The sequence below is a fragment of the Roseivirga misakiensis genome (assembly GCF_001747105.1).
GTDB classification, from domain to species: Bacteria; Bacteroidota; Bacteroidia; order Cytophagales; family Cyclobacteriaceae; genus Roseivirga; species Roseivirga misakiensis.
In genome coordinates, this window is record NZ_MDGQ01000005.1 from 1,563,980 (window position 1) to 1,582,285 (window position 18,306).

An 18,306-nucleotide genomic window follows, 5' to 3' on the forward strand; every position below is an offset into this window, starting at 1 on the left:
GATATATAGGTAATGAAGGTCAAAAAACTAGAACGTCTTAAATTTGCTTCATTACTCTTAATCGTAGGTTTTTACATGTTTGCTGGCGCCAATCATTTTATTAGTCCAGAGTTTTATTATCCTCTGATACCTGATTATTTGCCTTGGACAAAAGCCATTAATGTAATCAGTGGATTGGCTGAAATTCTTTTGGCCCTTGGATTGTTATTCAAGCCTACCCGAAAGCTTTCAGCGATGCTAATCATCGCCATGTTGATCGCTTTTCTACCAGCGCATGTTTACTTTATCGAATTAGGAGGATGCGTTCATGAAGGCTTATGTGTACCCGCATGGGTTGCTTGGGTTAGACTTTTAGTCATTCACCCTATTCTGATTGCTTGGGCATGGTGGCATCGGAAATAGCCTCTGTCTTTCCTATCTTCAAATAGACTGTCCCGATCAGGGAGCTTACTAAAGTTATCAGGAAAAATAGTGATGCTAAAGCGATAGAGGCTGGTTCACTGAGCAAAAACACCTGATAGCCTATGGTCATTGTTAATTCTCTTACGCCAAAGCCACCCGGCAAAGAGATGGGTAAAGCCGCCAGAACTGAAGACAAAAGAAATAAGGTAAAGTAATCTATAAACCCAGTCTCCACACCAAGTGATTTCAAGATTAGATAAGCGCACAATACTTGTAAAGCTTGTACACCAATCGCCTGTATATTGGTAATATGACTCACTTTCTTGTAAGTAGGAAAAACATAATGAACCATGATATAATAGGCTGGAAAAGCCAGAATTAACCCTACCCAAAGTAAGAAGCCAAACCCTTCTAGGGCATCATATGCAGTACCAAGTAGTCCGAGTCCGCAGCCTAGAAAGCCGAGCGCTACTACCCCACTAATTCTGTCTAAAAGCGTCGCAGCCACTAATTGCTTCACTGGCTTTTTATAAAGCTTATTCAATAAATAGACTTTATATCCATCGCCACCAATACCTCCGGGTAGAAATTGGTTGTACAACATCCCCAGATAATAAAGCTTCAGATTATAAATCTCACTGAGCTTTATTTCAATGGCTTTGAAGAAATGATTTAATCTAATGGCACTGAGAATCTTTGAAGCATTGAACGCTAAGAACGCCAAAATTAACCAACCGATATCGGCTTGTAATAAACTGGTCTTTAATTCATCTACATCTATTTCACCAATTACATAGTAAACGGCAAATGCGGCAATCGCAATTTGAAGCGTAAGTTTAAGCCCTTTCTTAACGCGCTTGTCCAATGTAGGTTTCTTTCAGACGATAGACTGTCTTATTCTGAGATTCAAAGTACGTTCTCATCATAAGTTCAGCGATAATGCCGACCGTAATGAACTGAATTCCGGCTAAGATCATGATACTACCAAGGAGCAATAGTGGTCTACCCCAAATATCCGCACCTGTGACAAATTTGTATATCACCAGGTATAAATCGATCATAAAGCCCAAGGCGAAAGTGATAATCCCTAGCCCACCAAATAGGTGCATCGGTCTTCTGAAGTATTTCTGAAAGAAAATCATCAGAATAAGGTCAGCCATAACCTTAAAGGTTCTATTGATACCGTATTTAGATTCGCCATGGATTCGTGCATGGTGATTTACATCTACCTCTGTCATTTTAGCACCTTGTAGTTTGGCTAAAACAGGGATAAATCGATGTAATTCGCCATAGAGGCCTAAATTCTTGGCTATATCACTTTTATAAATTCTTAAAGAGCAGCCATAATCCGTCAGCCTTACATCGGTGGTATTTCTTATGATCCAGTTGGCGATTTTACTAGGGAATTTGCGAAGCACGAAACCATCTTTTCGATTGGCTCTCACGCCAGCCACTACATCCATTCCAGAGGTTTCCAGCTTCTCCATCATTTTAGGAATATCAGCTGGGTCATTTTGGAGGTCACCATCCATGGTCACTATGTACTCACCACTTGCCTCGGCTATTCCTGCCGACATGGCTGTACTTTGTCCATAATTCTTATTGAAGATGAGCACTTTTGTACGCTCGTTGGCGATCGACTTGGCGTTTTCTACAGTTTTATCTGTCGATCCATCGTCTACCAATATTAACTCGTAATCTATTCCTTCAAGTGCCTCATATTCCTTTTGGCAAAGTGGAATTACGTTATCTTCCTCGTTGTAAACGGTAACTACAACCGATAGCTTCATACTCTAAATTTGAAATGCAAAGTAAATGAGTTCTTATTCAAATACCTAAAAGGTTTTTTATACTTCCTACCGAGCCTTTCGCAACGAATAACAGACAATTGTTTAGCTTTGCCACTTTATGAGTAAGCATCTTCCCCTAGCCATAACCATAGCCCTAGCTATCGCTGTTTCCTACGCCAATATTGGTGGGCTGGATGTTTATGCATTAGACGAAGCAAAAAATGCAGAAGCGGCGCGTGCTATGTACGCTTCGGGAGAATATGTAGTGCCCTATTATAACGGTGAGTTACGTACTGACAAGCCATCGCTCCACTATTACTTTATGTCGGCTGGCTATAGTTTGTTTGGGGTAAATGCCTTTGGTGCTCGATTCTTTTCTTCGCTAATGGGCGTTTTGACCATTCTAATTACGTTTCTGTTTGTTCGTAAAAACTTTAATGAAAAAGCAGCTATCAACGCCAGTTTGGTGCTCATTGCCTCGCTTCATTTCAATTTTCAATTTCATATGTCCGTACCCGATCCTTATCTGGTCTTCTTTATTACATGGGCATTTTTCTCTTTTTTCGAAGCTTATAAAACCAACAGCAAATGGCAGTTACTATCCTATTATTTCGCCATAGGCTGTGGACTTTTGACCAAAGGACCGATTGCAGTCGCGTTGCCCGGTGCTGCGGCTTTACTCTTCCTGATTTTCAATAAGGATTTAAAATGGAAAACGATTTGGAGGCTTCAACCTTTTGGCGGGATCGTGCTGTCTGTATTAGTAGCGGCTCCTTGGTACTACCAAGTGCACAAAGCGACTGATGGTCTTTGGACAGAGGACTTCTTTTTTAAGCATAATATCTCCCGCTATTCAGAAGCCATGGAAGGCCATGAGGGACTTTTTGTAATCACTTTGGCCTATGTTTTTGTACTCGGCATGTTGACTTATCTGCCATTCGTATTTCAATCATTAAAGCATACTTGGCGAAACAGACAAAACGAGGCTTTACTGTATTGCGGATTGGCTGTAGCATTTATCGTTATCTTTTTTGCTTCATCCAGCACTAAACTTCCCAACTACACAGTGCCGGCATATCCTGTTTTAGCGGTTTTAGTCGGTGTTTATGTTAGCCGGTTGGATAATAGTTGGTTAAAATCTTTAGGTAATCGGATTGGCCTAATTAGCTATTGTGTACTGCTGATCGGTTTTCCTGTAGGTATTTACTTCGGGATAGCGCAAGACAAAACCATTTTTAGCCTAACCGACCTTAGTTACTACTTCGCCTTGCTTTCTGTAGCAGGTATCTTGATTTTGTATTTCGCTTTTGCCAAAAAAGATATCCTTTCAGTGATAAGAGTCAATACTGCTGCATGGCTTGTCATGACCATTTTATTCTTCTCTGTAATTTTCCCTCAGGTAGATGCACAGAATCCTGTTCGTAAGTTAATCCCTGAACTTGATCGAAGTGCGCATTTCATTTCATATCAGCGTGTAAATGCAGCTTTTATTTTCGAGTTAGAACGAGTAGTTCCTCGCTATGTAAACGTCGAGGATATTGAATCAGCCATGCGCCAATATGAAAAAGGATATGTGATTTCAAGAACGAGTTATCAGGAAGAATTATCTCAAATTCCTGGGCTTATGTACCAATCAGAGGCTAGAGACATGTTTGAGAATCCTACGACTTTGATTATGCGCTGGGATCGAACTCAATGATCTTAAGATTTTATCAATCCTTTTTGGAGCTTTTCGTTCTGCGATTGTTTGTAAAAAAATCTGTAAGCCAGTAAAACGGACAACACCCCAAAAAGACTACCTACGTAGATATCTCTTGCAAAATGCTGTAGCAAGTATACTCTTGATAGTCCAACTAGTACAGCCGTAAAAAAGAGGGTTATTCTTAAAGCTACATTTTTAACCAGTAGTACTAGAAAGAAGAATAAGGTAAAACCTGAAGCTGTATGGCCAGATGGGAAGCTATCATAGCCTCTGACAGTCACCCCTTCCACAAAATTTAATGTATCAATTTGATCCGCAAAGAAGGTTTTTGGTCTTGGCTCTCCAGCCGATAACCACTGTTTAAAAATATGGACAAATACAGTCTGTAGCGCTACTGCAATTAAGAACATTAGCAATCGGTAGTAGTTTGTCAAAAGCAAAACAAGGCCCAATACGCCCAATAAAGCACCATCACCAAGGTATGTCCAATACTTAAAGAATGTATCTAAAACTGGTGAGTGCCGATCATTGAACCACAAAACGATATCTCCGTGGCTGGTGAGTACCAATATCACCCCAAATACAACAAAATAGATCGTTGTAAGCCAATTCACTTTAGCGCCGAATATTGGATCTGAATTCATGGTTTAAATCTGAATTTCAAGTATTTAATTGGTTCTCCCAAATCAAGGTATTTCTGCTCGAAATTCGTCTTAATTCCGTAGTGATCATCTAGATATTCCGATTGATACAAATCAAAAGTATAGGCCAAATCGAGAATATCGGTTCTTTCCTTTAAAACTTCTAAGGTGTATTCGAATAAGCCCGTATTATCAGTTTTAAAGAAAACCTGACCGTTAGGTTTTAATATGTCTTTGTAGTGTTCTAAAAATCGAGGTGAAGTTAAACGCCTCTTTTCATCTCTGTCTCTTGGGCGCGGATCAGGGAAAGTAATCCAGATATTATCGACTTCATCAGTTTCAAAAAAGTCATTAATATGATGAATCAAAGTCCTTAAAAACGCGACATTTTCTAGCTTCTCTTTTACTGAGAGTTTACTACCTACCCAAAGTCTATCTCCCTTAATATCGACACCAACAAAGTTCCTCTCTTTAAAATATCTGGCTAAGCCCACTGTATACTCACCCTTGCCACACCCCATTTCTACCGTAATGGGGTAGTCATTTTTAAAGTAGTGCTGCGCCCACTGTCCCTTTACATGATTGAAGTTATCGCTACCTTCTTGAATGATATTAGGTAGTTCTTTATTCTCTTGAAAACGCTTTTTCTTACCTCTTGGCATTCTTTACAATCCTTCTATTTCGGCCACCACAAATGTACTACCTCCCACAAAAACTAAGTCATCCGGTTTAGCATTCACCCGCACTTTATCGATAGCCTCATTTACATCGCTCACATAATCCGCCTGAATCTGAAGATCGAGTGCGATTTCCTTAATCCGATCAAGGGGCATAGCTCTCGGGATATTCGCTTGGCAGAATGTTAATTGATACTCGTTTGGAATTAATGCCATCAAATCCTTGATGTTCTTATCGTTCACAAAACCTAAAACCATGTAAACCTGTGGTTTTTTAAGTCTCGCAATCTGATCAAGTACTTGCTGAAACCCTTCTTTATTATGCCCTGTATCACAGATAGTTAAAGGGTATTTGCTAAGTGTTTGCCATCGACCTTTTAGTCCAGTTAGACTTACTACTTGGTTTAGTCCGACCGTGATATCTTCACCCCTCACTTTCCATCCCAATTCCCTCAAAACTTCAACGGTTTTCAGTACCCCAGGAATGTTGTTTTTCTGATAGTCCCCCATCAGATCAGTTTGTGGTAACTTTTGATGGTGATCGCCATACCACAGCTTTGAATTTATCTCTTTTGCTTTCTGTTCGAAAACTGGGCTGGTTTCGGTTTGTTTTTCGCCGATAACAACAGGGACTTCTGGTTTTATAATACCAGCTTTTTCGCCCGCAATCTTTGGCAAGGTATCTCCCAACATTTCCATATGATCAAACCCAATATTGGTGATCAAAGAAACTTCAGGCGTGATTACATTGGTCGAGTCAAGTCTTCCGCCAAGACCTACTTCTATAACCGCAATATCTACTTCTTCTCGGGCGAAATAATCAAATGCCATCACAACGGTTATTTCAAAAAATGATGGCTGAATCCGATCGATAGCCGCTTTATTTTGTTGGACAAAATCTACCACACCTTCTTCTGGAATGGCTTTACCATTGATTCTAATGCGTTCAGTAAAACTTTTGAGATGTGGAGAAGTATAGAGTCCTACTTTGAATCCCGCTTGTTGCAAAACAGCAGAAAGCATATGTGCAGAGCTTCCTTTGCCATTTGTACCTGCAACATGAACGCTTTTGAATTTTAAGTGCGGATTACCAAGGGCTTTGCATAACGCCAAAGTGTTGGATAGGTCCTTTTTAAACGCCTCTTTTCCAATGCGCTGGTACATCGGTAATGCACTAAATAGAAACTCTTGAGTCTCCTTGTAATTCATGGAGCGAAGATAATAGATGTAATGAAATTACTGGATTGTTAAGCTTGTCTTAGGATATTTCCTCAGGATAATCTCCTTCGTCGAGCTCCAAGGATTTCACTGACTGAACTGCATTTCCAGCAATTCCCTTTACAGATCCATACATATCGATCGTATTGGTTACGACTTTATCGATCTGTTTCTCTCGCTCTTTCCAGATTCGCGCCATCGCTCTCTTTTCACTGTCTAGCGCATTTTTCATAGAGGTAAAGCCTTCCACAATGGCTTCAACTTGCATTCTAAACGTACTACTCGTCAGGAAATCGTAGAGCATATGCATTTTATCGCCTTTATTTTCTTGAGAACCAACAGCAACATTAACCTGTATTATTTGATCTCTTAGGACAGCACAAAGCCCTTTGAACTCATCATAGTTACAAATCCATATGCCATCTTTGAGCCCCATTCTATCCATATCTGATGGCATTACCTCCGTGACTAGCACGCCAATGTCAGCTCCCTTTTCTCTTATATCGGCTTTGAACTTTTCAATCCAACTTGGTTGAAAGTCTTTTGTACGCTTACTTTCATAGTAAATTGTACCACAGTTTTGAGCGCTTCGTGTATTCACTACTTGAATACAATCGCCGCCTCGGGCACCTTTCTTTATTTCTTGAATACTGTCTAACGGAAATTGATTGGCCAACCACTCCTCGATCGCTAATTCCTGAACCTCTCCTTGCAGCTGCATAGAACCCTGCTCTTGCTTGCGCTTCATCTCTTCAGTCAGGCGTTTTTGATCTTCCAATTGCTTCTGCATTTCCTTAAATCGAAGCTCATTTCGTTCTTCTTCCGCTTTTCTGATTTTCTCCTTTTCTCCCTGAAGCGTTTCATTAAGCCTTTTTTGGGCTTCTGCCTCAGCCGCCTCTTTTAGCTCACCTTTTTCTCTTTTGAGCTTTTCAATTTCAGCCTTAGTTCTGTTTAATTCTTTGATTTGCTCCGACTTCTCATTGAGCTCTTTCTGTAAGGTCTGAAACTGATCAGACTGCTCTTCAGCAATTTTAATCTTCAATTTCTCTTCAATGCCTCTTCGCTCTTCGCGCAATTGTTTCTCCAAACGTTCTTTGAACAGTTCGTTTTCTTGCTTCTTCTTTTCTTCGAAAGCAGCTTTTTCCTTGTTCAGCGTCTCAAATTCACTTGCAAACTTGTTTTTCTCAGCTTGTAATTGCTGCCTGAACTGCTCCTTATACTTATCTTCTAACTGGTGCGCAAGAATATCTTGAACATCTATAGTTGTTCCACAATTAGGGCAGTTTATGTTGGTTTGATTCGCCATTTCTGGGGTAATTAATGAAATCGGGTGTTAATAATTCATCCAATATAAAGGTAGCATGCTTGTTAAAAAAACAGTGGGTTCATACGTGTTTATGTTTTGGTGGTCGTCAGATAGTTGAAGTGTCAATTTTTTAAAACTCAAAATCATGAAACTCAAAAATCTAATTTACTTGTTAGCGATCTGTTTACTCGCTAGTAGCTGCGATGAAGTCAATATCAATGCCAGTGGACCTATTATTACTGAAGATCGTACTGTTGCCACATTTACTTCAATTAACTCATCGTTGCCTGGAAATATTATCGTTTCCCAAGGCCAGGATCAGCAACTTTCAATTGTTACCCATAGTAATGTTCTGGACCACATAGAATCGAAGGTTGTCAACGGTGTTTTGGAGTTAGAAATTAAAGGTAGTATTCGTAACCTCGATCAACTCGATATATATATTACGGCTCCAGATTTCGAGGAATTTCGCTTGAGTGGTGCTGCTAAACTCAATACTGAATCATGTCTTGAACTTGACGACTTGGAAGTACATTTAAGCGGTGCGACCTCTACAAATTTGTGTGGACTATTAGAAAACCTAACCCTGCACCTTTCTGGTGCAAGTAGTTTTAGGGGGTATGACTTAATGGCTCAGGATGTTAATGTATATATATCTGGAGCAGGTGAAGCGCGAGTAATGGCCAACGAGTTGCTGGATGTAAATATCTCAGGAGCTGCAAAAGTCAGATATAAAGGCAATCCAGAAATCAGGTCTGATATTTCTGGTGCTGGTTCTCTAGTAAATGATAACTAAATCGACTAGTTCGTCTTTATGACAAAGGTCACTTCACCTTTGGATATTGGAGCAGGTGCTTTAGAGGTATCGGTTTGTCTAAAACTAAGCTTAAGTACCTGTTTCTTATAAAACTCTACGATTGTGTTATCACTAATGGTGGTACCGGGTACAACAGAAACGTTTAAAACCTTTCCGCGATCGTCTACATCTATGGCAAACTTGATAATTCCATCAATTTGTGAATCATCTTTCTCGGTCGGTGGACGTTCCCATTTCCATCCATCCAAGCTATAACTTACACCAATATCTTCGCCTCCTGGATTAGTTCCGCTAGTTGCTTTATTACCATCCGGATCACCTTGATTACCCTTTTTGTTAGGGTATTGTCCCTGATTATTTGATGTAGGCTTCTTAGAATCAGTATTGGTTTTTTTACCACTCATCAAGGCTCTTGAGTCTAGTGTTGGCTTTGGTTTTGGTTTGGGTTGTGGCTTTACTTCTTCTTTTTTCTCCTCTTCAACTTTCTTAGGCGGAGTGACTTCTTCCTTTTTCTCCTCGACAACCTCTTCTTTTTTCTTTTCTACTTTAACCTCGCTTTCATCGGGTGTTATTACGGGTTTTTCCACCGCCTCTTCTTGTGTAACTGGAGGTGTTTCTTCTTGAATTTCTTCGGTTTTTACAGGATCTGGGAGTACTTCTTCCTGAACTTCTGGCTCAGGTTCAACTGGATCAGTTTCCTCCTGTGTTTCGACTTCTACCTCTTCAGATTCCACTTCGGCATCTGGTGGTGTTACTTCTTCAGATTCTTCGGCTATGGCTTCTGTCTCTTTTTCTACATCGCCGCTACCTTCTTCTTCAAAACCAAAGTTTAGTTCTATACCATACTCAGGAGTAGGCGGATCTGGCGGGCTCCAAGCCACCAAAACAATCAATAACAAAATGACTAAAGCGTGAATCGCCGAAGTCATGATGATACTAAATCTTTTATCCTTTTTCTCCTGTTCAGACATGCTATTCAGGTTTTGTTACCAATATGGTCTTCTGCTTTAGTTTAGCGGCAATTCCACCAACCCTTGCCATATGTCCTACGGGTACTGCCTGATCAATGTTTAGACTTAGAGTACCTTCTTCCCCATTTACTAAACGGGCTAACTCCGACTCGAAGCTCTCTGGTGTGATGTCTTTTTGATTCAATCTATACTTTAAATCTGCCGTAATCGTCAAACTATTCTTTTGTAAAACGATAGATGAAGAAGCAGCTGAAGGCAAGTTAACCACAAGACCCGATGGTGTAATGAATGATGAAGTCAGCATAAAAAATATCAGCAAAAGAAATACGATATCCGTCATGGATGACATACTAAATGCAGAATCTACTTTATGTTTTGATTTAATATCCATTATTGTGGCTCTTGAAGTAAATCAATAAAATCGATCGAAGTATATTCCATGTAATGGATAGCCTTCTGCACTTTAGATACTAAGTAGTTGTAGCCTAAGTAAGCAATAATTCCAACGACCAATCCTGCGGCTGTCGTGATCATAGCCTCATAAATACCTGTAGACAAGAGTTTAGGGCTTACTGAGCCTTCTTCTTGCGCAATGGATATGAATGCCTGAATCATACCAGATACAGTTCCAAGGAAACCTATCATTGGTGCAGCACCAGCTGTAGTTGCTAATAATGAAAGGTTCTTTTCTAATTTATAAACCTCGATTTTACCGACGTTTTCTATGGAGGCTTCTATTGTCTTGAGTGGACTTCCAATTCGGTGGATTCCTTTCTCAATCATCTTAGCGATCGGTGAATCTGTTTGAGAGCACAAAAGTTTTGCTCCGTTAACATCTCCATTACCGACTAAATCCTTGATTTTATCCATGAATTCAAAAGGAGTTTTAGCGGCTCTGTTTAGGTTTCTTAGTCTTTCGAAAAAGATATAAATCGCTACTATTGAGAGTGCTAAGATTGGAATTAACCAAAATCCTCCTTTGAGAATTAGCTCAAAGAAAAACAATGTTCCTTCTCCATCTGCTGCCACTCCTGTGGTGTCAGCACCATTTAGTTGTTGTAAAATCACCATTTTAATATTTCAATACCCAGATATTTTGACCGTATTCTTCTACTAGTGTTCCTCTTTCTTCAAAGGCTTTAGCGCGGCTATCGCTTACTGCTACTCCCACCCTGTGTAAAGTGAAATCACCTGAAGGTTCAATCATGTATGCGTTAATTCCAGAAGCCACAATTTTATTAGCTTCATCTAATGCAAGATCGTCGTCGAAGAAACTACCAATAACAACATAGAAACGTCCATCGGGGGCAGAAATTGTTACTATTTCAGGCTTAGTTTCAACCTGCTGAACTGACTTTACCTCTGGTTCAGGCTCAGGTTCTGGAACGGGTTTCTCTTCTACTGGCGTTTGCTTTATTTCTTTTTGAACAGGAGGCTCTTTTGTAGGTTCTTCGCTTTTATCAAAGACCAAAAAGTAAACTGCTACAGCTGCCAGAATCAGGAAAAGAATGACGAAGATGCCTGTATTGTTGTTCTTCTTTTCTTCTGTTTTCGGTTTTTCAACTGGCTTATTGACTATAGTCGCTTCTGTTTTAACAGCCGCCACAGGCTTCTCTTCTACCTTTTTAGGTGCAGCATCTGGTAATGGCACTGCTTTAACAGGTGGTTTTTGTTCCGTTTTAGGTGCTGAAGCTTTCTTAGTTTCAGGTTTAGGCTTAGCTGTTGCCTTTGGTTTAGGCGTTGCTTTAGGTTTAGCTACTGCCTTAGGCTTTGTTTCGGCCTTAGCCTTTGGTTGTGTCTTAGGTTTTGCCGCAGTCTTCTTCGCTACTGGTTTTTTGGGTGCCGCTTTCTTTGGTGTTGGCTTGGGAGATACAGGTTTTATCTCTTCAATCTCTATAACATCATCAATAGGATCTAGCGCAATATCATCTAGACCAAAATCATCATCTAAAGCTGGTTCAGCCTTTTTAGCAACTGGTTTTTTGCTAGCAGGTTTCTTTGGTGTCGTGGTCTTTTTCTTTGCTGATGATTTTGTAGTTCCGCTTTTGGGAGTTTCGTCGTTTTCAGAAGGGTCCGTATTCTTTTTTGCGGCCATTAGTTATTCAGGTTGATGAATCAGTTTATAATTTACTAAAATATATGATGCGCACCTGACCAAGAAAACTAGAATGAAACGGATATACCGCCTAAAAATTGAATACCGCGTGATGGGTAATTCAGGTATCGTTGGTAGTTAGTGCCGAATAGGTTATTTAGTTTCAAAAATACACCAAATTGTTGATTTAGTTGATATCGGCCGCCCAAATTTAAGTCTAGAATATCATCCAAATCAAAGGCCTCGCCTGTTTCTCCATTTAAAGCTTTTAGCCCACCCAAATAGTATACATCGGCCGTGACTGACAAATTCTCTAGCGGGAAGAACGTATTATGAAAGGCTGTTTTGAAAGTGGGTAAGTGCCACGCTTCGGCCAAATTCGGTGAGGTAGATGTCAATTCATAATTATAGAAATCAAAACGTAACGAAGATCGAACTTGCCCTTCTTGCTCATAATTGATCTCTGAAAATATGTTTAACCTATCCGTTGGTCCTTGATCATAAAGAATCTCAAACCTAGACGAGTCAGAGGCAGCATTTGTAATGAGCTGGAGATTATTCAATGACGCTAATGAGGCTCCTGCGTTCAGCCTTAAACCTTTTGAAAGGTCTAGTTCTACACCACCGTAAATATCGCTCTCCTTCTCAGTATTCCTTAAGTCGAAAGCTGCTTGTAAGAAAGGATTCTGTGCTATGGAAGATTCTAGTGTATTCATAGTCACCGTTCCCTCATAACCTGCGTAGACTCTTAATCCAGTATTTACACTAAAACTTCCTTCAACTACCGGATAAACCGACATACCATTTCCAGAATCATTGTCACCAGCAAAATTAATCCCTCCAGCTAGAGAAAATCCATTGCCAGCATAAGTGATTCTAGGTTGTAAATTCAGGAAATTACGATTCACATCAATCGCTTCATCTTGCCGTTTCGATAGAATGGCTAATGCCTTCATAGAAACCTTTATATTTTCTGATAATTTGTAATCAGCGGTAACATCAAAGTTGAATTTATTCTCTTTCGCCTCTAGATCATCTCTAAAAAACACCCAATCAGTCTCGAAGCTATAGTTCAAGTCCTGATCTCTTTCTGTCTTTTCTACCGCCACATTTGCCGAAAAGCGACTGAACTTTTGTTCGATTGCATCACTGCTAAGGTCTAAGACAGGGTTATATCCGAAAAAGTGAACCTTTTGCTGCGTATAATTCAAGCTTCCCGAAATAGTATTTAAACCATTGAAAAATTTACCGCCAACCGAAGCTTCTGTTTTCCCATTACCCGAATTCTCATCGAACACAGGGCCGCGCCTCGAAGATAAATGCCTTACATAAAGGTTGAAAACGTAGTCTTCGCTCTTAGGCGAGCCTAAATAGCCTTCGAAATAAGGTGTTCCAAAGTTCCCATAACCAGCTTTCACGTAGTTGGACGTAAAATCTGTCGCTGGTTTGCTAGATCGGTAGTTCGCTGTTTGGAAGAAAGGCTCCAAAGGGTTTAAACTATAATTGAACTTCTTAAAAAGATAGCTCTGCTTAGTAGTCGTGCCACTAACGGGTAGTTGAGGTATTTTTTCAAAGTTTCTAATCGCAGGCGGAAGAACTATTTTTCTATCCTTTCGAATAACAATTTCCGCTTCTTCCTCTAGTCTACCTGTTCCCTGTGCAAAACCTTGAACAGCCACAAGGGAAAAAAGTAATAGTATTGATAATGACCTTTTCATTATTGGTTCCCTCCCTTATTTTGTGTTGTGTCTTGAGATGCTTCTTTTTCCGCTAACGCGGCTTCTAGCTTTTCTATTTCGGCTAGCTTGGTTTTGGCTTCTGCTAAAACACTCTCTACAGTTGAATTTTCAATAATTGAGTTAACAGTTCCTTTCGCCTGGAATAATTCGTCTAAGGCAATGTAGTTGTCGGCGACTAACAAAAAGGCTTTACCCAGCCATTCGTCATATTCACCAAAGTTTTCACTGAACTCGAATAGTGTGTTTAATGACTGCTGATATTGCTTTTGTTGGAAGAATATCTTCCCGAGCAGATATTGAGCCTCTGCACCATATTGATCTTTCGCTGCATTGATTGTAGATAATAACTGGTCGATCGCTTCGTCAAAATCACCTTCGCTGTAAGCCGATTTGGCTAAATAGAGTTGAGCCCTATTCGTAGCGTCTTGAGATATACTTCCTTTGGTTAGAATGTTATTGGCATACACACGCATCTTTGTGTAATCGCCAAGCTTAAAGTAAGCATCTAGTAAGCCTACCCAAGCATCGTTTTCTTGTCTCTTACTTCTGGCAATCCCCTCCAGTTTGGAGTAGTAATTAGCGGCCTCTTGGAAATCGCCCGCCTTGATCTGCAACTCTCCTATTCTTTGGAAAACCACATCCATATCAGCGATTTCTGATTCTCTGTCTAACTCGTAATAAATGGTCAATGCTTTGTCGTTTTCAGACAAACGGTAATGACTTTCGGCTCTAAAAAACTTTGCTTGGTGACGTAAAGGACTTTCCGCATAGCTTTTTTCATAGTCTGCAAAAGCGCCAATGGCAGCACTGTATTCTCCACTGAAATACTTGTTTTTAGCTGCTTCTAATTCGATCGTTTCTAAGGATTCGTTATCTGGATTGGCACTTCTATATTTGGTCAGGTATTGATCAAACTCTAAAACCTTATTATTCAGTTTTAAAGTGTTTTGAAGTCCAAGTAAGGCGCTATTGGCCACCTTGCTGGTCACATACTTATTCAAAATGGTTTTGTAATCTTCCTCTGCCTTGTCCAATTCATTTAAATTGAAATAGGCCAAAGCACGACTTTCATAGGCATATGGAATAAATGGGCTTTGGCTTAATCTTTCGATCACTCTCGTAAACCCGATTATTGAGGCTCTAAATTCGTTTGCCTCCAATTGAATTTGGGATTTCTTGTAAACAGCATCATCAAAATACCTGGATTGACTGAATCGATTGATCACAATATCCAATGCTTGAATCGCCTCGTCACTTTTGTTCTGAAAATCGCGAACTACGCCTTTCTGAAAGTAAGCATAGTCTACATTAGGATTATTGTTATCTATCGCTCTTTGATAATAGGAAATGGCTGTAGCATAAGCTTTATCTACATAGTAACAATCTGCAAGCCTTAGAATGGCATCGTCGTAGTTTAATCTGTCTTTTTTGTTTTGAAGGGCATCGACGTATCGCTTGAGATAAACTCTAGCCCTGGCATAATCCTGCGTATTATAGTAGGCATAACCCATTCCATAATTTGCCTTTAAATAGTATTCTGAATTTCTATTTCGCGTATCAATTACCTTTTGGTAGGAACTGATCGCTTGGGCATAACTTCGAGATGTGGCTTGTGCTTCAGCTTTCCAGAAAAGCGCCCCAGCTTCCAAATCTTTATCAACTCTAAATTTCAAAGACTTATCGAAGAGCTGTATGGCTGTCTTATATTTTGCCGTATTGAAATACTCTGTGCCTTTGTAGAAAGTCACTTTTTGATAAGCCTCTTTGACTCTATCTGTCTTGTTTTCAATTCGTTCTATAAATGTAATAGCCCTTAAAAAGTCATTAGTATTTAAGAAGGCTTCGGAAAGTAGATTATTTGCTTCTGGCACATAAGAGGATGTAGGGTATTTTTTGATGAACCTATCTAACGCTCCTATGGCGATTGAATATTTCTTGGCTTCGAAATTTACCTTGGCATAATTGAAGGACGACTCTTCCTGAATCTTTTCATCGAAAGGCAACTTACTCGCTTTATCAAATGCCGCGATCGCGAAGAGATAGTTCTCTTTTTCTACATACAATTGACCCAAGTAATATGAGGCGAGTTGCGCCAATGTATCTTCTTTCAGCCCTACTCTTTTAAAGTCTTCTATCGCTGGTTCGGCATTGCCCAATACAAAGTTGGAGTATGCGATTCTATAAAGTGTTTCTTCGGTGATACTCTTCCCAGCGATTTGGCGATAGAGCCCATAAAACTCTATGGCTTCTTCATATCGTTCTTGTGAATAGGCAGACTCCCCTGCCATTTGATAGATCTGGTAGAGATAGTCCATCCGACGGCTTTCGGTTGCTATATCTTTGAATTTACCGGCATAGGCCAAAACTTCGCCATACCGTTTTTGCTTGAAATAAGCACTTGTGATCATGATCGGCACGCGAAACTGATATTTAGGGCTTGCTTCGGCACGCTTGAGATCCACTAAAACTTTATCATAATTGGCATCTAAATAAGCCAAAAAGCCTGCATAATAGTTTGCATCAGCGTAGTAAGGGCTATCCTGCTGTTTCGCTAAATCAAAGTATTCAATTGCTTCTGCTTTTTTATTTAAGCTAAACGCGGAATAAGCAATCTTGAAGTTCGTCTCAGATCGCTCATTGTTATCCAGAACACTCGTATTAGCCAGTTTTAGGTATTTATTGGCTGTAGCAAAGTCTTTCGATTCAAAGGCATTGACTCCAAGGTTATAATAGGCTTTTGAGGCTTTGGGGTGATTTGGGCGCTTGGCTACAAAATCTGAAATAAGTTGTGTGCCATCAGGATTATTAAGGTTTAGCGCGCAGTAGGCAACGTAGTACTCTGAATCTGCCTTTTTAATCTCGTCCGTTCCTACGGCTATGTATCTTTCGAATTGTTCTCGTGCCGCGCTAAACTTTTGCTTATCAAACAATTCTAGGCCAAAACGATAGTATTGGTTTTCGTTGTTTTGATGTAGCGTACTTTGAGCTGATAATGACCCGAGAGCAAGGAAAGAGATGCTGAATAAAAAAATTATCTTCCTCATCAATTTATATTTTGCTCACTTTTACTCTAAACTCTTTTTGGCATTGATTATTGTCAGCTAGTCGACTGATTCCTCAATGCATCAATTTAAAAACTAATTCCTTTAATACCTCTTCCTCTTTTATGGCCCCTGAATTCACACCTTTTGACCTTAAATCAGCTTCTCTCAGGTGGCTAACATTTTGCATTACTTTCGGTAAGGCATAATGTGATGCAGCCATTTTATATTCTTTAACCACAAAAGGCGGTACACCAATGGCTCTTGCCAAACCACTATCGGATTTATCTTTGGCACTATGCACCAAAAGCAGCTTGGTGTAATAGGAGTACAATAAAGCGATCATTGGGATAATGGAATGCGCCCTGATATTTGCCGAAAAGTAGTTTACTATTCGGTTAGCCTTCACCACATCCCTGCTAGAAATGGCCTTTTGCAACTCAAATACATTGTAATCTTTATTGATACCGACATACTTCTGGATGTGATCTTCCGTAATCTGCTCCCCTTCTTTTAGGTTAATGGCCACCTTACCTATTTCGTTACTCAGCCGCTCTAGATTGGTGCCGATGTACTCGGCCAACATTTGTACGGAAGGGTAATTGATGCTTAATCCTTTAGATTTGACATAGCCTTCAATCCACCCTGGCAGCTCATAATCCCTTAATTTGGTAGTGGTCACCAAGAGCGCCTTTTTGCTCAAGGCTTTTGAAAGTGGCTTTCGTCCATCTACTTTTTTGTGTTTATGGGCAAAAACCAGAACAGTTGAGGGCACAGGATTATCCAGATAATCCATTAGCAATTTCTGTCCTTCCTCTTTGTTTAGGTCTGGTATTTCCTTGGCTTCTTTTACAATGACCAATTGACGCTCGGCCATCATCGGAAAACGTCTCGCATTTGTGATGATCTGGCTCATGTTGGCGTCCTTGCCATACATTATCGTTTGGTTGAAACCCCTTTCGGCTTCTGGAAGGCAATTTTCCTCAATAAAATCTGAAATTTGGTCGATGTAGAAGGATTCTTCCCCTTGAAGGAAGTAAACCGGTGCGTACTTTCCGGCCTTCAAATCACTCAATACCTGATCTGGATGATGGCTCATAGACTTGAAGTCAAATATAGTTACTCGATTCTATTTTTCTTTAGAATGAACTAAGACTTTTATGAGCTGTTTATATTTGAATTAAAATTGATTTATATGTCAGAAGCGTTGGTAGAAAAAGGTGTAGAAGCTTGCCGGAAAAACGAATTTGAGAAAGGAATTGAGTTGTTCACGCGTGCTTTGGTACAAAATCCAAATCAAATAGAGGCACTCTATAACAGGGCGAGGGCTTATTCTAAAGTTGATGAAATGGAGAAGTCGTTGGAAGACTTTAAACAGCTGGTTGATATAAACCCTATAAATGCCTCTTTTATAGGTGATTATGCTGTTTCCCTACACCTGAATAATAAGAATGACCTTGCTGCAATACAATTTGAAAAAGCATTGTCGCTAGATCAAGAAAATCCATATCGATATTCGTCAAGAGCTTTTTTCAAAGACAGAATTGGTGATCTCGAAGGGGCGATTGAAGATTACGAAAGAGCGATTGCACTCGATCCTGAAGATGCCATTGCCTTGAATAATAAAGGTCTCGTCGAAGAAAAGCTTGGTTATGCAGAAAAGGCAAAAAAGAGTTTCGATAAATCAAATGACTTAGTGGGTTATAAGCCTGATGTGAAAGAAGAGCTAAAACCTACGCCAAAAGTAGAAACTAGCGCCTCACCTACCACAAAAGCTGATGTTTTTAAAACGTTATTGACCAAAGATGGGCTTAAAGACTTCGGAAAGTTCACCGTCAATTTATTTAAGGGTAAAAAGTAAGATGTATACAAGCATATGACAAGTCTTTAGGCTTGTGTATATTCAT

General features: G+C 39.9%; 17 protein-coding genes. 4 read left to right on the forward strand and 13 right to left on the reverse strand.

Features of this window, described 5'->3' with window-relative positions; all coding sequences use genetic code 11:
• The first annotated feature begins 12 nt into the window (after positions 1-12).
• Entirely contained in the window at positions 13-402 is a 390-nt protein-coding gene (locus BFP71_RS14380; protein WP_069836143.1) for a DoxX family protein, read from the forward strand.
• Here the strand turns inward: BFP71_RS14380 and BFP71_RS14385 are convergent.
• Both BFP71_RS14385 and BFP71_RS14390 read right to left on the reverse strand, forming a co-directional pair.
• Positions 365-1,267, reverse strand: a complete 903-nt coding sequence (locus BFP71_RS14385; protein ID WP_069836144.1) for a lysylphosphatidylglycerol synthase transmembrane domain-containing protein — start codon at positions 1,265-1,267, stop codon at positions 365-367. The two genes, BFP71_RS14380 and BFP71_RS14385, sit on opposite strands and share 38 nt — an antisense overlap.
• Positions 1,251-2,192, reverse strand: coding sequence for a glycosyltransferase family 2 protein (locus BFP71_RS14390; RefSeq protein ID WP_069836145.1), 942 nt, complete (start codon positions 2,190-2,192; stop codon positions 1,251-1,253). The genes BFP71_RS14385 and BFP71_RS14390 overlap by 17 nt, the downstream gene beginning before the upstream one ends.
• Positions 2,193-2,310: 118 nt before the next feature.
• Between BFP71_RS14390 and BFP71_RS14395 the strand changes: the two genes are divergently transcribed.
• Positions 2,311-3,891, forward strand: a complete 1,581-nt coding sequence (locus BFP71_RS14395; protein WP_069836146.1) for an ArnT family glycosyltransferase — start codon at positions 2,311-2,313, stop codon at positions 3,889-3,891.
• A 2-nt stretch (positions 3,892-3,893) separates the two neighbouring features.
• Here BFP71_RS14395 and BFP71_RS14400 read toward each other — a convergent pair whose 3' ends face one another.
• The 4 genes from BFP71_RS14400 to BFP71_RS14415 are packed head-to-tail and all read right to left on the reverse strand — an operon-like array spanning position 3,894 to position 7,736.
• Positions 3,894-4,538, reverse strand: coding sequence for a phosphatase PAP2 family protein (locus BFP71_RS14400; protein WP_069836147.1), 645 nt, complete (start codon positions 4,536-4,538; stop codon positions 3,894-3,896).
• Positions 4,535-5,197 (reverse strand): tRNA (guanosine(46)-N7)-methyltransferase TrmB, encoded by a 663-nt coding sequence (gene trmB, locus BFP71_RS14405; RefSeq protein WP_069836148.1) that lies wholly within the window; start codon positions 5,195-5,197, stop codon positions 4,535-4,537. The genes BFP71_RS14400 and trmB overlap by 4 nt, the downstream gene beginning before the upstream one ends.
• Before the next feature lie 3 nt (positions 5,198-5,200).
• Positions 5,201-6,421 carry a bifunctional folylpolyglutamate synthase/dihydrofolate synthase gene (locus BFP71_RS14410; RefSeq protein ID WP_069836149.1) on the reverse strand — a complete coding sequence of 407 codons (1,221 nt, stop codon included), beginning with the start codon at positions 6,419-6,421 and terminating at the stop codon, positions 5,201-5,203.
• Positions 6,422-6,470: 49 nt separating this feature from the next.
• Positions 6,471-7,736 (reverse strand): DUF2130 domain-containing protein, encoded by a 1,266-nt coding sequence (locus tag BFP71_RS14415; protein WP_069836150.1) that lies wholly within the window; start codon positions 7,734-7,736, stop codon positions 6,471-6,473.
• A gap of 145 nt (positions 7,737-7,881) precedes the next feature.
• Between BFP71_RS14415 and BFP71_RS14420 the strand changes: the two genes are divergently transcribed.
• Positions 7,882-8,532 (forward strand): head GIN domain-containing protein, encoded by a 651-nt coding sequence (locus BFP71_RS14420; RefSeq protein WP_069836151.1) that lies wholly within the window; start codon positions 7,882-7,884, stop codon positions 8,530-8,532.
• Between the two features lie 5 nt (positions 8,533-8,537).
• Here BFP71_RS14420 and BFP71_RS14425 read toward each other — a convergent pair whose 3' ends face one another.
• From BFP71_RS14425 to holA, 7 genes are all read right to left on the reverse strand, one after another.
• Positions 8,538-9,524 (reverse strand): hypothetical protein, encoded by a 987-nt coding sequence (locus BFP71_RS14425; protein WP_069836152.1) that lies wholly within the window; start codon positions 9,522-9,524, stop codon positions 8,538-8,540.
• 1 nt (position 9,525) lies between these two features.
• Positions 9,526-9,915 carry an ExbD/TolR family protein gene (locus tag BFP71_RS14430; RefSeq protein WP_069836153.1) on the reverse strand — a complete coding sequence of 130 codons (390 nt, stop codon included), beginning with the start codon at positions 9,913-9,915 and terminating at the stop codon, positions 9,526-9,528.
• A complete protein-coding gene (locus BFP71_RS14435; protein ID WP_069836154.1) occupies positions 9,915-10,595 on the reverse strand; it encodes a MotA/TolQ/ExbB proton channel family protein in 681 nt (226 codons plus the stop codon). Before BFP71_RS14435 ends, BFP71_RS14430 begins: the two co-directional genes overlap by 1 nt.
• A 1-nt stretch (position 10,596) precedes the next feature.
• Entirely contained in the window at positions 10,597-11,619 is a 1,023-nt protein-coding gene (locus BFP71_RS14440) for a hypothetical protein (RefSeq protein WP_069836155.1), read from the reverse strand.
• Positions 11,620-11,687: 68 nt separating this feature from the next.
• Positions 11,688-13,337, reverse strand: a complete 1,650-nt coding sequence (locus BFP71_RS14445) for a TonB-dependent receptor (RefSeq protein ID WP_141719773.1) — start codon at positions 13,335-13,337, stop codon at positions 11,688-11,690.
• On the reverse strand, positions 13,337-16,402 hold the full coding sequence (locus tag BFP71_RS14450) for a tetratricopeptide repeat protein (RefSeq protein ID WP_088125053.1): 3,066 nt from the start codon (positions 16,400-16,402) through the stop codon (positions 13,337-13,339). The genes BFP71_RS14445 and BFP71_RS14450 overlap by 1 nt, the downstream gene beginning before the upstream one ends.
• A gap of 73 nt (positions 16,403-16,475) precedes the next feature.
• Entirely contained in the window at positions 16,476-17,498 is a 1,023-nt protein-coding gene (gene holA, locus BFP71_RS14455; RefSeq protein WP_069836157.1) for a DNA polymerase III subunit delta, read from the reverse strand.
• A 96-nt stretch (positions 17,499-17,594) separates the two neighbouring features.
• On the opposite strand from holA, the gene BFP71_RS14460 reads away from it, so the two are divergent.
• A complete protein-coding gene (locus tag BFP71_RS14460; protein WP_069836158.1) occupies positions 17,595-18,260 on the forward strand; it encodes a tetratricopeptide repeat protein in 666 nt (221 codons plus the stop codon).
• Positions 18,261-18,306: the final 46 nt, after the last annotated feature.